The following is a 14,367-nucleotide window of genomic DNA, read 5'->3' as shown; positions in this document are numbered from 1 at the left end:
CAAGTAGTCTACCTTGTCTTTTAGGTTCGTAGTTTTCAAAATAAAAATCAGTAAGAAAAGGAGACTTATAATGCTCATTGAAAAAAGAAAATACATCAAGCAATTTCTACTTTTTCTTTCTTTATGCACATTTATGGCGACAAGCTTTTCAGGTTCCGCTATTGCAGCAACAGAAGTTAATGACAATGAACGTGCAAAATTTCATAGTACCTCTCAAGAATCCATTGAAAATGTATTACAGGATATTAGCAATATTCCTGATGAAATATTGAATACTAACGACGCAGATACGATTAACAACTACTTAATAAATTCAGGCAGTCCGATCCGTGTAACTAATTCTGAACAGACCCCAGTTTTGCCTGACAATTCAGGCTCCATTAGCACAAATGGTGCATGGGATTGTGGACTCTCTATTGCAGGCGTTTTGGTAACAACAGCAGTACCTGTAACTAAAATTGTAAAGATTGCAAAATTGGTAAAAGCTCTTGGTGGATCTGCAGAGGCTGCAAAGATTATATGGGGCGCTTCATTCACTAGTGAAAAATGGGCAGCCTTAGGCGGAGCAGCTAAAGATCTGGTAGCAGAATTAGCAGGTATTACTGCTGTCAAAAAAGCATGTGGATTATAAATAAACACACCAATCTATCTTTAAGTAAGGAGGAAGAGAAATGGACAATACGACAATTGTAAGTTTATTTTTGTTGATTGCTCTTGTCTTCTCGGTTATGACAAACTTCCTTAACTCCAGGAAGATGAGTACTATGGAGAAAAATCTTTATGAAGCCTATAAGGATAATTCAGAGCTAAAGACATATATCCAGCAAGATTTAAAACAGGAATCAAAAATTGATTCCATCAAAAAGGTGCGCGGCAGATATGGTCTTTCGATTGAACATGCTCAAAAGATTGTAGATATGTATAAATAATTGCTGTAGCTATTATCAAGCAATGGCCCTTCTCTAATTTTATGAGGAGGGTCATTTAGCTTTATTCGCTTAACAGATGCATCTTGGGAAAAGGATAGACCTAAGATCTCATAGTCCGCTACCTGAACCTGGACAGTCCTTACTGGTCGGATACATCATTTCTGTCACACACTTTGCCTAAATATATAAAAAGCCAGCCATTATACATCATGGCTGGCTTTTTTATATATTTTACTCATTTGGTATATTTCTCTACAACCATTTCACTCAAAAATATTATAAAATCTCGATCCATCCGCAAATGTCACCGCAAAGCTCACTACAGCGACCAGAATCACCAGCGTCAATGCCACATAATCCCCTGTTTGAAACGGACGGCTCTTGTACCAGGTCCGTTTATTTTTGCGTCCGAATCCACGCAGTTCCATCGCGGTGCTAATCTTTTCGATCCGCTCCACACTTGTCAGGATGAGCGGCATCAGGATGGAGATTACATTTTTCAGCCGTTTGCCAATTTTCTCTTTGCGCGAGATGTCGATGCCGCGCGCCTGGGCGGAGAAGGCAATATTCTGAAAATCCTGCTGCACATCCGGGATATATCGCAGTGCAATCGCGACCGAGTAGGCGATCTTGTAGCTGACGCCGATCCGGTTCAGCGATGAAGCGAATTCGCTTGGGTCCGTCACCAGCAGGAACAGCAGCGCAATCGGGATCACGACCGCATACTTGAGCGCCACATTGAACTGGTAAAACAGCTGCTCCCAGGTCAGCGTGTACCGCCCGGCAATATGCACAATATCATGCTGCGATCCATACAGCTCCACCCCGTATAGCGGCGAGAACAGGAAGATCGCCACCTGATTGAGCAGGAAGAAGATCAATATCAAATACAGGACAAACGAATACTGCTGAAACGGTACCCTGGCCATCCCGAAAATGACCAGACCGATTATCAGCATGATCAGCAGACAGCGGGTATCGTAAATAATCATCGCCGTCAGGGCCCATACCATAAAGAAGACCAGCTTGGTCACACCGGTCAGCCGGTGAACCGGCGTATTAAGATTGGTGTAGGATAACATAGGTGTACTCATGACTGCCGCATCCCCCTGTCATATGCGATAAATCGGCTGACCAGCTCGGACGGTTCGCCCACCCCGGAGCGTACCGCCAGCTCATGCAGCGAAGTCGTCTTGAGATGCGCTGCCGCTACGACCGCTTCATCACTCAGTACGCGTGCAGGCACATCATCCGCAATCTTTTTCCCTTCGGACAGCACAATCGTACGCTGACCGTATTCCATCATCAGGTACATATCGTGGGTGATCATGATGATCGTGATCCCCTGTGCATTTAGCTCCATCAGGAACTCCATCATTTCATTGTAGTGGCGGTAGTCCTGTCCGGCGGTCGGTTCATCGAGAATCAGAATCTCCGGACGCAGCACAAGGATCGACGCGATGGTGACGCGCTTTTTCTGACCATAGCTGAGTGCGGACACCGGCCAGCTGCGAAACGGATACAGTCCGCATACCTGCAGCACATCATGCACCCGCTGCTGGATCTCTTCTTCCGGTACACCGCGTGTTCGCAGTCCCAGTGCCACTTCGTCATAGATCAGCGGCTTGGACAGCATATGATTCGGATTCTGCATCACAAAGCCGATTTGGTCCGCCCGTTCCTTGATCGTATCCCCGGCCAGATCACGCCCGCCGAGCAGAATCTGCCCGGAGGTCGGACGGTAGAATCCGCAGATCAGCTTGGAAATGGTCGACTTGCCGGCACCGTTGCGTCCGGCGATACAGACCATCTCGCCGCGGCGGACTGTGAGAGACACATCGTGCAGTACCGGATTGCTTTTGCTGTAGCCAAAGGATACATGCTGCAGCTCCAATATTGGCTCTGCTGCAGATACAGCCATATCGCCCTGCTGCCCGTGGTACCAGTCATTCAGTACAGGAATGCAATCATCCAGCCGGATCGTCTCGATGTGCTGGGGCTGCATATCCGGTGTAATGATGCAGCCGGCATAGCGGAGCGCATTCAGATACAGCGGCTCCCGGATGCCCGTCTCGCGCAGCAGTCCGGAGCAGAGCAGCTCGGCAGGCGTCATATCCGCTGCGATCCGCCCGTCATTTACGACGATGATCCGGTCCACATGACGATGCAGCATATCTTCCAGTCGGTGCTCAATAATGACGACCGTGCGACCGGTCTCCCGGTGAATCCGGTCGATCAGATCGACGGTCATGCGGCCGGTGTACGGGTCCAGACTCGCCAGCGGCTCGTCGAACAGCAGCACATCCGCTTCGCTCACCAGTACGCCGGCGAGCGTCGTTTTCTGCTTTTGCCCACCGGAGAGAGATTGCGGCGAAGCTTCCAGAAATGTGGCGAATTCCACCGTCTCCGCCGCTCCGGTCACGCGCCGGATCATCTCGGCCTGTGGTACCCGGTCATTCTCCAGCTTGAAGGCGATATCCTCGGCGACCGTCAGCCCGACGAACTGCCCGTCCGGGTCCTGCAGCACCGTACCGACCCGATCCGACAATTCGGCGATACTCAGCTCGCGCGACTCCTGTCCCCCGATCTGCAGCGATCCGCTCATCTCCCCCTGGTAAAAGAAAGGAATCAACCCGTTCATGCAGTGGGACAATGTACTCTTACCCGAACCCGATGGGCCCACGATGAGCACTTTCTCTCCTTCGTAGATGGTCAGGTTAATATGATGAAGTGTAGGCTCGGATTGAGCCCTGTATTGAAAGCTGAAGTCCTGAAACTGTATTACAGGTTTTCTCATGCTTGCCCTTCCTTCCTGTCCCTGTTCAATAGAAAAAGCCGGTGAGACTCACCGGCCTGAACTTGTGTAATTCGTATATGCGATTAGGCTTCGCGTGAAAGACTGCCGCGCTTGGTGCGGGTCTTGGAATAAGCGATTGCCAGCAGTGTGCCGAGAATGGCTACTGTAACGATATTGGAGATTGCAGCTACAATTCCCTGAGTAAACACCTTATTCATTGGCTCTGAATAAATCAGAATATCCAATACAGGAGCGACTACGATCCATGCGATAATATTGGCTACGATCTGGGCGATATTAAAACGCAGAATTCCACCCTTACCGAATTCTCCGTCATGAATGGCAATACGTCTTGTCATCAGACCAATCAGGAGACCTACAACAGCGGATGCGATAACCCAGCTGAACCACGGCTGCCCGTAGAAAATAGCATCCTTGAGCGTATGTCCGATCAGTCCAATCAATAGACCCGCCACCGGTCCGTATAATAATGCAAACAGAGCCAATAATGCATAAGTCGTCTCAATATTCGTATTGGGTATACCTGTTGGAATAGAGCCAAAACGTCCCAAAATAATAAACAACGCAGAACCGATCCCGATGGCCACGATCGTTTTTACGGATAGTCCGTTTGTTTTTGCCATCTTCTAACCCCACTTTCAATTGTAAAATAACATAGCGACTGAATAATATGTACGTTCTGTACGATTATACAATCGAATGTTAGGAAATACTATAGTTTTGTAAGGGAAAAGAGGGGGATTCAGCGGATTTTTCGTTATTTTCATTATGGGAGATAGTCAGAATTTTCAATAGGATGACATTAAATGGAGAATAAGTATTTATTCAGAAGATATAATAATTAATTTTATAGAATATCACTCTCAAAATATACTTAAAACATCCTACATACTCTTCTCCATACTCATAGGCTTTCTTTCGCCAATTTATTTTTCGTAAAAATCATAGTGTTAATAAAAGGATACTCTTCTTGCTCGATTTTACGCTTCCACTCTTTAATTACCTCTTGCTGACTTATCGCTTGTTCCATATTGAAAGCTCCTGTTGTCACTTTGCCCATTATCATTCCTCTTTCCGATTATTAATATATCGATTACGTTTAGAGAATATTGTGTTTTTCTCCGGTAATCTGAATATCTTTGTTCATTATTAGTTCACTGGTTTTACATTTCAATCCTATTGCCTCTTTGGCTGTAATTTGCAGTGTTTTACCTGCTTGAAAAGTAAGATTACCGTCCGCTTTTACACGAATATCCTTCTTACTGCGCAGCTCAATACCGTGATCATCCAGAAGCCGAATAACCACCTCATCATCGTTACCTGTGATCAGTATTTCATTCTCTTCAAATATAATCGCTTTACGATACTTGGTCATAAAAATTTTAACAGCAGGGTCTTTGATGATATCCCCACCTTTGGATCTTTTGCGTATGGAGTGAGTTACGATTGCATCTTTTTCTTCCGCTGTCGGGAAGTAGATATCGACAAAATCATATAATTCCGGCATACAGTACCAACCTGTATTTCCTTCCGAAGTATAAAAAGTAGCATAAGGAAACGCACAGGTATCCGCCACTGCCGGCTTAACTTTATCTATTTCATAGAAAAATACTTTTACATGATCTTCTTTAATGCCAATCACCTTTGATTTTATCGTCATTCCCTGGATCTGCCGGTTCAAAATGAGTTCCTGCTTCATCCCTTCTTTGGAAGTCAGCCAATATTCATGCCACAGATCATTATGACGAACAATGCTGGTCGCTTTTTTGACAATAAGCTCTTTGCCACGGAATTTGACATGGTCTCCTACATTCAGACTGATATCACGGGAGCCTGTCGTCTGCACCCTGTAATAAGAATGGGAATTTTCTTTAGCGGATTTATTAGGCAGGGATTCATGGGTAACTGAATAATTGAAGTTCTTTAACTCTGTTTTGCTCTTCTCATCAGGCAGGCCAAAATGAAAACGAATACTCTCATCAAGCGGATCTGCAATAAGCCCCCATCCGAATCTTGAAGCCATGCGTTTAAGAAACTCCCAGTCTGTTTCATCATATTGCATGGTGAATTCCCCGATTGTCTGGTGCTGCAACTGACTTATGTAATGAGATTTTTTATAATCAACTGTAATCTGTTCCAGCAGCTTCTGATAGGTCAACTTCTTATTTTGGAATGTGCGTCGTTCGATTTTCTCATCCATCTGACATGTATAGGATGAAGCTTCAATAATCAGATATGACACATTAGCTACTGATTTCATACGCAGGCGTGAGATCAACCCTTTGAATAAAAGGGTACTTTTCTGATTATCATCCTGAAAGAAAATTGCCAGCTTCTCACCTGCATCCATACTGTTCATAAATTCCTGTTTATGACTATCAGAGAGCACGCCAGTCAGCTGCAACCTGACATGCTCATTGATAGTTTGAGTGATTTTAATTTTGGGATTTTGAATGGCTAAACGACTGCCATTGTAATGAATGATAGGATGGCTCATATGCATACTCCTCTATATTTAGTTCACTTTTATGTGCTGCTGACTTGCATATTTAACGACTTCTGCAATTGTACGATTGTGTGCAGTAGTACCATTTAATTTATCGTCTAAAGCAGGGATCGATTGAAATGTTCCATCCTGATCCTGAAAATAAATGCTAGCTACCGGGAACGGCTCTGCTGCTTGCTTACCTACAGCTGTAGTATACTCAGCAATGATAACAACATCTTTACGTTTATCACCATTGACATCCTTAAAAGAGACTGCTTTAATTCCATCAGCAAGCCATTTTCTATTTCCATAAAATTCAGGAAACATATATATAACGTCTCCATTTTTGTTAGATAAAAAGAATTGTAATTCTTTTAAACTATTTAATTTGTTTGTAGTAGATATAAATTTTATATCTCCCCAGTGTTCCAGAGTTACATCAAAAGACTGATTTTCATTAATCTCATAATCTGCTAAGTTGATTGAGCTATGCATATTGGAAGAAATGTTATAGTATGGGCTTGATTCTAGTATTTGAGTAAATTGCGACTGCTTTATTTCTTTTGGGATATCTTGTATTTTGATCTCATATTCTGCATGGTCTCCTAATGCATGAGTAACAGGAAGACTAAGTCCTATAAACCCATTTTCTAAATAGGAAAATACATAAGATTGATCCATTGCTCCTAAATGCTCTGAAGAATCTGCAGTGTGTAATAGCTGAATAAATTGATTCTCAGAAAAAATTTCTTTTAGATCTTGTTGCTCTTCTAAAACTGCTTTAAATTGATTACTTTTAAAGAGCGAAAACAATTGACTATCAATTTTTAATAAATCATTTATTTTCAACAATTTTCCTTTAGTTATATCTATATTGGTAGTATAAAATTGATTGGTTGGATAAGCATCGCCTTTTTTATAGCTTAGGCCGCTATATTTTACACTTAGTACATTATTATTCTGATAGCTTATTTTATATTCGATTTCTATTCGGGTTGATTCGCTATACCCATATTGTAATATTCTTAATGCTTGATTTTTTAATATATCGTTTATTTTCTCCTCTCTCCTTGGATCAGTTAATTTTTCAATTTGTGGGTAGCGAATGTTAACATTTTCTTTTTGATAACTCCTATTCTTGATGGTATACGCCATATTCTCATTTTGATTACTATTTACCGCTTTTGTAAGAGCATTTGCATTACTACACGCGTTCAAAAAAAGTATTACTAAAAATAGAACCATCAATTTTTTATACATGATATTATTGTTTACTCCTTTTTCACTTGAAAATTCTTAAACATTTCTCGTAATACTTCTTTCGATCTGCCAGCCCATTATAACCACCGTTAACACGCTTTGTTACTTGTTCTACTGTGGCACCGCGATCACATAAAGAATTCATATTATTTTTGTGCCACCAGAAACCAGCGGAAGACCATGGGTATACTTTTGAAACGTAGTTTACCCCTTCCATTATTCTTGAGTCTCCTATAGCATTAGCAAATTGCTGATAGTTAGATCTTCCAGTCATTTGGATATAACCTGCTCCCTTGTATTTAGGTCCATCTCCTGGCTGAGTATTCCCCAAATCTTTTCTCCCATTATATGCCTTTCCGCTAGCAATCTCTTTGGTATAAAGACCTGCTACAGATTCATGGCTACATTGACTAATAAAATGACGTATTCTATCTGGCGTAGTAATATCATATCGGGATAAACAGTTATTCAAATCTTTAAGCATTTCATCATTGAGATTTCTCCAGCCTACTTCTTTCAATTGTTCTTTAGTAATATACTGTTTGGGATCATTAGTTTCTTTAGGTGCCACTTCGCTTTTTGGGGTATTCTTCTCTTTTATTACTGGGAGATTGGAGTCATCTGGATTTTTCTTTTTTATTTCTACCAAACTATATTTATCAATAATAGCTTGCGCCTGTTTACTGTATTTCTCCTCCGCCGCTTTAGCTGCTTTGGAATCTTTTTTGATTCCTCCCACTAATCCATGATCATGTGCAGCATACCACTTTGCAGTAAGGTCACTTAATTCTTTTGCATCCGCTGGCGATTTTTTTGCAATCTCCTGGATTAACTTGCATTTTTCCCTTATTGACTGCGCTTCTTTCTGAGCAGCTTTTTGGGCCAGTACGTTTCCTACGGTGTTAGCTTCCATCCAGCGAACCGTCTGTTTCTGCATCTGCTCTTGAGCCCACTTGGGCATTTTATTTATTTCTTTCAGTTTGGTCCGCAGCCCATCAGCCAATTGCTGCGCCCTACGCATCCCAGCTATATCTCCCTTTGATTGGGCCAGATTCCAATCTGCTTTATATTTGCGCATCCATTCCTGTGCCCAGCTTGGATAATTTAATTTTTGCTTCTTCTGTTCCTTTATCAGATCATATGCTTGCGCCTTACGCTTGGCATTGGCGGATGCCAGTACTCTCAATACAGGTGTAGGTCCAAATGTAGGTTCTTTCCACTGCATAAATAGGTCCCTTCTTTTCTAGAAAAATCTTAATCCGGTTATACAGGTATCATGATATTTCTCACCAGGATCGACTTCGATAATTGTCATTTGTACAGAGGATGCAGTGACAGGTACGTTAAAATATTGCTCCATAAAGTAAGTATCGAGCGTAAGTGCACGGCCATCCGAAAATTGAAGCTTGATCTTCTTCACCCGATTGTTCGCTTTATAGGCTTTCTCCGATGTAGCCAGGCCATTCACCAGCTCCATCCCGCTAATCATCTGTTCTTTGCCAAAGTTAATCGTAATGGATTCTCCGACCCCATCGCCTTTCACCCCTTCGCACCAGCCTGTTCGCATATCTCCATCTATCAGATTTTCCGGTCTATAGGAATGCCCGGACTGATCCGCCAAGCTCGAGGAAGCCTTAATTGAAGCTATGGGAATACTCTGCCTGTACTGCATCAAATCAACTTTACTATCGAAGGTCTGGACCGGCGAAAAAGCAATGCCCATGCGTTTCATTACATTATGATCCTGCAGATCGGCAGCCGGCGTCTCGTACGGGTAAAGATCGTAAATGCTCATGCCGTCAGCATCTTTATCCAGTTTTTTCAGGACTTTACTTCCTGCATCGAACTGATATATACCGGTATTGGCTGTATCCTGAACAGCGTATACATAAGTTTGCAGATCAGGAGAAATGGCGATATCTTCGTTTTTAAGATTGAACTCATTGATTTTGCGCTTGGTATCCAAATCAAAAATCTTAACGACCTTATAGTCTAACTCTGTTCCTTCTCGAATAAGCGCAATACTATTGCCATTTTCGCTGATTCTTCCAAGATAGAGTTCATTTTCCGGATAGCTATCGTGCTCATGCACATATAAGACATGAATAATATCATTAATACGGACGTAACTGTTCCCTGCTGGATCATTCAGGTTGCTGATGTAATCGAGAGGCTCGCTGTCATTTTCACCGCGAAATAATATCCATTTAGTAAAAGTATGATTCGGCGGTGCTGTGTCTACATCTTTATGATGCAGTAAAGTGTCACTTTTACTTAATTGGTTGCAACCACTAATCAAGAAAATTAGTATAAAAATCCATAATAATGTACTTCTTTTTGATGTTAACAATTAACTTCTATCCTTTCTATCGATAATCGCTAATCCTCTTATTTTTTTAGGACTTTCTGATAAAGAACTCTGGACTACTCCCACTGCTGCTAAGAAACCAATATATTCGTCCTTATGAATAGTTATACAACCTGTAGAAGTAGGTCGATCCGGATTATCTCTGTTGTATCCTTTGTGGATATTAATTCCAGTAGCAGTATAACTTCGACCATCTATCTTTGAAGATACAGCTCCCCCATCTCTTATTCTGAGTGCTGGGTAACTCCCTCTATGAAGTCCACCGACAAATTCATATACTCCTTCATTTACAGTTGCTGATTTTTTTTCATGGTCTGGTAGTGTACTTGTGTTAGCACTTGTATACTTAATATGCCCATCAATAACTACTATTACACTGGCACCATATCTGCCTTCTGGGTGATCTGATTGTGCATGGCTATAGGATCCATCGCCTTCAAAAAAGAATACTAGTGGGATACTTTTATTAGCAGACAAACTATCACGTATAATAGAATTACTGCTATATTCATTCACTCTATAAATTGCTTTAGCTCTGTTACCTTTTAAATTATGAGCATTAATATAAGCTTCAATAACTGATTTTTCTAAAATTCCATCTTTATAATTTGTTTGTGGAATTTCTTTATTAGAAACTTCTTGCTTAGGAATAACTTCATTCTTTTGATTTATTTCTAGGGTGGTTGGTCTAATTTTAGTCACTGGCTTTACTTTTGGCCATGGTAGAACAGCGTTTGCCACTTGATACAGATAAACCTCCAATACTTCACGGCTGTATCCTTTATCCGCTAACCCATATTTCTTCGCAAAATCATAAAGCGCACTATTCAGTTCTTTATCCCACTCGCCCTTAATCGGTAGTTTATAATGGAAACTATCCGGATATTTATGAGCTAGTTTATTCAAATTTTGCCGTGCTGCCAGATCGCCAACTCCATACTTGCTTCGAAGTTCTGCTGCTTCTTGAGCCAGTACCTTCTTATCTCCTGGTGCCAGATGATTGACTGTATCTGCATACTGACGGGAAATCTCTTCAAGACGATTCGCATCTTTATAAGCACCTCCAGGGCAATCTCGAATCAATGCATTGACCTGTACATTATCCCGCAGCCGACTAGCCAGGCCGTGAAGTCTATTTTCTTCCTTTTTGTCATTTATGGCATGAGCTGCCCACCACTGAGCAGTGTAATCATTCATCGGTTCCCGCGCCCAATCCGGCAGCTGACATATCGACTTCCACTGCTGACGCAGCTGTTTGGCTTTTTCAGCCGCTCGTTGGCTAGCCTTTTGGTCTCCTTTGGCATTAGCCTCATAGTATTGCTTTTTGAATTTAAGCAGTCCATTCTGCAACCACTGTGGATAATTCTGACCATTCATTTCCTTAATGAGTGAATAGTATGCTTTAAGCTCGGCAGTGGACAATCCTTTTTGCATGAGTCTGGCAGCATGTGTCTGAAACGTACCATCCAGCTGTATATAGCTGCCTTTGCTTGCAGCTTTCAGTATACCGCTGGCACGCATCTCGACTTTTTTGCCATGCAGTACAATGTCTTCATCTGCATGAAACGTGATGTTATGGTGACTGTAAACATGCAGACCTGTTCCTTGATTAAGACGGATGATGATTTTTTCCTCTTCCGTGGAGAATGCTGCCTCTTTGGGATCAAAACGGGCTACTTTTCCCTGTCGGGTATGGAACCTTTTGTGATCTGGTTGATGAATCAGATCATTTTTGCCCGCTTTTTTACGAACAGCCTGTGTAATGTAGGCTTGCTGCTCTTCATCTGTAGGAAAATAAAGTATTACTGTATCTCCATATTCAGGCATACAGTACCATCCAATGCTATCTCCGGTATACATAGTGCTATATGCAAACCAGCAGCTCTTTAATTTATCCTGCTGCGCATCGATGCTCAGGTGAACCTTTACAAAATCCTCCTTGGTATCAATAACTCTGCCTTCCAATGAAGCTCCATGCAGACGAGCATTAGCATACTTTTTTCTGGGTATTCCCTCTTCTGGAACCAACGTATAGTTGTATTTCAATGTGCTCTTCTCAAGTTCGATAAAACATTGATCGATCGACCAGGTACTCGAATGAAAAAGCACTACATCACCCAGTTGAAAATACTGATTGTCCTGCACTTCAATGTATTTGTATCTGGGTACTGTATCTGATTTCTGCATGGAATAATTATGACTGTTAATTGTTCCTTTTATTCTACCCTTGGAGGCACCCAGCCAGAGGCGAGGATACTCAGAGATGACTTCTGCTATAATACCTGTGTTTAGACGGGATGCCATCCTGCACAGGAATTCCCAATCGGTCTCTTCATATTGCAGTGTAAATTCATTCAAATGCTGCTCCGCATCAATTAGATCAATAAAGTCACCATGAGGGTAGCTGTCTACAATTTCTCTAAACAGTTCATAGTAGGTTATTCCGCTATTTTGATATGAACGATTTTTGTTCATTGTATCCAGCAGGCTGCTGTATGAAGCAGCCTCCAACCTAATGGTATAGACACCGTTTTTGTACCTGATTTCGGTTGAGATTATTTTTCCTTTGAACAGACATATGTCTTGTTTATGTAAGCCAGTATCGAAAATTTCGATTTTATCTGTACGCATCTTGTCCTGCTCGTAAGACTCCCCTTCTTCATCCGATAATACTGCTGTTAAAAACAACCGGCCATGGTCATTAACTTTTTGTGTAATATGCATATCGAGTATACTGACCATCCGGTAAGGGGCATAAATGCCAATTGCTCCATATCTGGCTAATTGATCTATGGCTGTACTCATTTTCTATACTCCTTTATATATTGAGGATTCTATCCTTGCCCATCTTCCTTGAAAGTAATCTGACCGCACCACATACATGAATTTTTGGAACAGCTAAGCAATGCTGGATGCCCATCTATGTATACATTTTCCTTGCCTTGAATCCATCTCATCGTTACTACTGGTCTGCAGGGCTGTGGAATCCATTGTCCAGGTCTGCCTTTGTTAGCTGCAATCACATCCGGGTTCGACCTGCTGCTGCATAGACCAAATGTTGGAATATGGGTATAAGGCTTATAATCTTGAATATTCCCTTGTATTTTATGATTGATATGAATTGCCCGATCCTTCTCCGCTTTAAATTGCCCTGTTTGACTACCACAGTTGCATTGAAGAGACGCTCCATCCACTACATAGCTGTCTTTCATTATCGATTAATCCCCTTTTTATCTTCATTCTTCACTCAATTCTTATGCCAACCCGTCTACTGTACTGATTGCTGTCAGATAGATCCCCTTCAAATTAAATTTCAGCAGGCATTCTGCCACATCCAAATCAACAACCAATTCGTGAACTGGTGAGTCAGTCAATCGGAATATTTTATGTTCTTTAATCATTTCTTCATTCAGTATTATTTTCTGCAAGGTCCCATTTTTGTACCAGATGCTTTGTTTGGACAGAGCTGATACTTGGGGAAATTCAGGTATCCAGTAAATCTGTTGTGTCATTTGCTGAATATCTGCCAAGATCGCAGTAGTCCATTTTATTTCATTTTCATAAATAGCCATTAGAGATTTCATTTGATCAGACACCATACAAATTGGCCTATCCATCCAATCCAAATAATCCTGCGAATTTTTCACATAGAATTGAAGCAGTGACTGATTATTCTCTCTTGCCTGCTCCAACTGCTTTAGGCCTTCTGCCCGGCTTATATCTGGATGTGCATAGCTGGGGATTCTATGATCCTGTGACAAAGTATAATATTCCATTTTCCACTCCTCGTTACCACTGGGGATCGGGCAACCTATCTATTAATCCAGAACTATAAGTATTCTATTTCTTTTGGTCTGATCGATTCAGCCCGATAAATCACTTTGCTAATTCCTTTGTATTCGCCAATCCTGATCTCAAAATCAGATTCCTTTTGAATTTGGGAGAAGGACTCTGTTCCCAGCATTTCAATAACGGCTTCTTCTACCAGCTCAGCAACCACTTGATGAAATGTATCTGCTGCACGAAGAATAGCCCATTCCACATCCGGTGGATGAATCAGATTCATATAACGTTTTCGGATATCTTCCAGTTCTCTCCAAGCGTTCTCCCAATATTGAAAAGCCCAGCTGGCATCATACAATGTACAGTGCGGTACCGTATCAAAAAACCAGTTTTTATCATAGGCTTCAAAAAAATACGAATAATTGCGTTTTAATAGATACGTACGTCTGAAAGAATAAATCAAATAACCTGTTCGAGGATAGTTGTGTTCAATCTGTTTTTGAGATAATTGATGGCACATTTTGCAAAAAGAAGCTTTAGTATCTGAAATCAATTCTTCCTTATGGCTATCCGCGTAACTTTTTAAATCATCTAAGTTTTCCCTGATTATTTCTTTTATATATGTATTCTCAAAATGATCCATTGCTTCTTTTCTTTTCATATTCACACCTCTTTTACCATTATAAATTATACTACTGATATGTCATTAGTTACCCAGTCC

General features: G+C 41.5%; 14 protein-coding genes. 2 read left to right on the top strand and 12 right to left on the bottom strand.

Going from position 1 to position 14,367, the window contains the following annotated elements:
* The first annotated feature begins 70 nt into the window (after nucleotides 1-70).
* Both M1D61_RS00895 and M1D61_RS00890 read left to right on the top strand, forming a co-directional pair.
* A complete protein-coding gene (locus M1D61_RS00895) occupies nucleotides 71-631 on the top strand; it encodes a hypothetical protein (RefSeq protein WP_458120759.1) in 561 nt (186 codons plus the stop codon).
* 40 nt (nucleotides 632-671) lie between these two features.
* Nucleotides 672-929, top strand: a complete 258-nt coding sequence (locus M1D61_RS00890; RefSeq protein WP_046212509.1) for a hypothetical protein — start codon at nucleotides 672-674, stop codon at nucleotides 927-929.
* A gap of 263 nt (nucleotides 930-1,192) precedes the next feature.
* On the opposite strand, the gene M1D61_RS00885 is transcribed toward M1D61_RS00890, so the two are convergent.
* The 12 genes from M1D61_RS00885 to M1D61_RS00830 form a co-directional block, all read right to left on the bottom strand.
* On the bottom strand, nucleotides 1,193-2,023 hold the full coding sequence (locus M1D61_RS00885) for an energy-coupling factor transporter transmembrane component T family protein (protein ID WP_458120758.1): 831 nt from the start codon (nucleotides 2,021-2,023) through the stop codon (nucleotides 1,193-1,195).
* A complete protein-coding gene (locus tag M1D61_RS00880; protein WP_458120757.1) occupies nucleotides 2,020-3,726 on the bottom strand; it encodes an ABC transporter ATP-binding protein in 1,707 nt (568 codons plus the stop codon). The genes M1D61_RS00885 and M1D61_RS00880 overlap by 4 nt, the downstream gene beginning before the upstream one ends.
* A gap of 83 nt (nucleotides 3,727-3,809) precedes the next feature.
* Nucleotides 3,810-4,370, bottom strand: coding sequence for an ECF-type riboflavin transporter substrate-binding protein (locus M1D61_RS00875; RefSeq protein WP_458120756.1), 561 nt, complete (start codon nucleotides 4,368-4,370; stop codon nucleotides 3,810-3,812).
* A 281-nt stretch (nucleotides 4,371-4,651) separates the two neighbouring features.
* Entirely contained in the window at nucleotides 4,652-4,807 is a 156-nt protein-coding gene (locus tag M1D61_RS00870) for a hypothetical protein (RefSeq protein ID WP_458120755.1), read from the bottom strand.
* 39 nt (nucleotides 4,808-4,846) lie between these two features.
* On the bottom strand, nucleotides 4,847-6,244 hold the full coding sequence (locus M1D61_RS00865) for a contractile injection system protein, VgrG/Pvc8 family (RefSeq protein WP_458120754.1): 1,398 nt from the start codon (nucleotides 6,242-6,244) through the stop codon (nucleotides 4,847-4,849).
* Nucleotides 6,245-6,262: 18 nt separating this feature from the next.
* Nucleotides 6,263-7,495 (bottom strand): hypothetical protein, encoded by a 1,233-nt coding sequence (locus tag M1D61_RS00860; RefSeq protein ID WP_458120753.1) that lies wholly within the window; start codon nucleotides 7,493-7,495, stop codon nucleotides 6,263-6,265.
* 22 nt (nucleotides 7,496-7,517) lie between these two features.
* The gene (locus M1D61_RS00855; protein ID WP_458120752.1) at nucleotides 7,518-8,720 is read right to left on the bottom strand and encodes a glycoside hydrolase family 19 protein; all 1,203 of its coding nucleotides are present in this window, start codon (nucleotides 8,718-8,720) and stop codon (nucleotides 7,518-7,520) included.
* An 18-nt stretch (nucleotides 8,721-8,738) separates the two neighbouring features.
* On the bottom strand, nucleotides 8,739-9,845 hold the full coding sequence (locus M1D61_RS00850; protein ID WP_458120751.1) for a discoidin domain-containing protein: 1,107 nt from the start codon (nucleotides 9,843-9,845) through the stop codon (nucleotides 8,739-8,741).
* Entirely contained in the window at nucleotides 9,846-12,668 is a 2,823-nt protein-coding gene (locus M1D61_RS00845) for a phage baseplate assembly protein V (RefSeq protein ID WP_458120750.1), read from the bottom strand.
* Between the two features lie 29 nt (nucleotides 12,669-12,697).
* Nucleotides 12,698-13,075: a DUF4280 domain-containing protein gene (locus M1D61_RS00840; protein ID WP_458120749.1), complete on the bottom strand. Its 378-nt coding sequence runs from the start codon at nucleotides 13,073-13,075 to the stop codon at nucleotides 12,698-12,700.
* A gap of 42 nt (nucleotides 13,076-13,117) precedes the next feature.
* Nucleotides 13,118-13,639: a hypothetical protein gene (locus M1D61_RS00835; protein ID WP_458120748.1), complete on the bottom strand. Its 522-nt coding sequence runs from the start codon at nucleotides 13,637-13,639 to the stop codon at nucleotides 13,118-13,120.
* Nucleotides 13,640-13,692: 53 nt separating this feature from the next.
* Nucleotides 13,693-14,307, bottom strand: a complete 615-nt coding sequence (locus M1D61_RS00830) for a hypothetical protein (protein WP_458120747.1) — start codon at nucleotides 14,305-14,307, stop codon at nucleotides 13,693-13,695.
* Nucleotides 14,308-14,367 lie beyond the last annotated feature (60 nt).

This window comes from Paenibacillus sp. Z6-24, from assembly GCF_054161335.1.
Note: the sequence above shows the minus strand (reverse complement) of the source record. Positions and strands in the feature narration are given on the sequence as shown.

Coding starts and splice junctions, on each gene's coding strand:
- M1D61_RS00870 (WP_458120755.1), bottom strand. CDS start 4,807: ATGGGCAAAGTGACAACAGGAGCTTTCAATATGGAACAAGCGATAAGT.
- M1D61_RS00890 (WP_046212509.1), top strand. CDS start 672: ATGGACAATACGACAATTGTAAGTTTATTTTTGTTGATTGCTCTTGTC.
- M1D61_RS00835 (WP_458120748.1), bottom strand. CDS start 13,639: ATGGAATATTATACTTTGTCACAGGATCATAGAATCCCCAGCTATGCA.
- M1D61_RS00880 (WP_458120757.1), bottom strand. CDS start 3,726: ATGAGAAAACCTGTAATACAGTTTCAGGACTTCAGCTTTCAATACAGG.
- M1D61_RS00875 (WP_458120756.1), bottom strand. CDS start 4,370: ATGGCAAAAACAAACGGACTATCCGTAAAAACGATCGTGGCCATCGGG.
- M1D61_RS00830 (WP_458120747.1), bottom strand. CDS start 14,307: ATGAAAAGAAAAGAAGCAATGGATCATTTTGAGAATACATATATAAAA.
- M1D61_RS00885 (WP_458120758.1), bottom strand. CDS start 2,023: ATGAGTACACCTATGTTATCCTACACCAATCTTAATACGCCGGTTCAC.
- M1D61_RS00855 (WP_458120752.1), bottom strand. CDS start 8,720: ATGCAGTGGAAAGAACCTACATTTGGACCTACACCTGTATTGAGAGTA.
- M1D61_RS00865 (WP_458120754.1), bottom strand. CDS start 6,244: ATGAGCCATCCTATCATTCATTACAATGGCAGTCGTTTAGCCATTCAA.
- M1D61_RS00840 (WP_458120749.1), bottom strand. CDS start 13,075: ATGAAAGACAGCTATGTAGTGGATGGAGCGTCTCTTCAATGCAACTGT.
- M1D61_RS00895 (WP_458120759.1), top strand. CDS start 71: ATGCTCATTGAAAAAAGAAAATACATCAAGCAATTTCTACTTTTTCTT.
- M1D61_RS00845 (WP_458120750.1), bottom strand. CDS start 12,668: ATGAGTACAGCCATAGATCAATTAGCCAGATATGGAGCAATTGGCATT.
- M1D61_RS00860 (WP_458120753.1), bottom strand. CDS start 7,495: ATGTATAAAAAATTGATGGTTCTATTTTTAGTAATACTTTTTTTGAAC.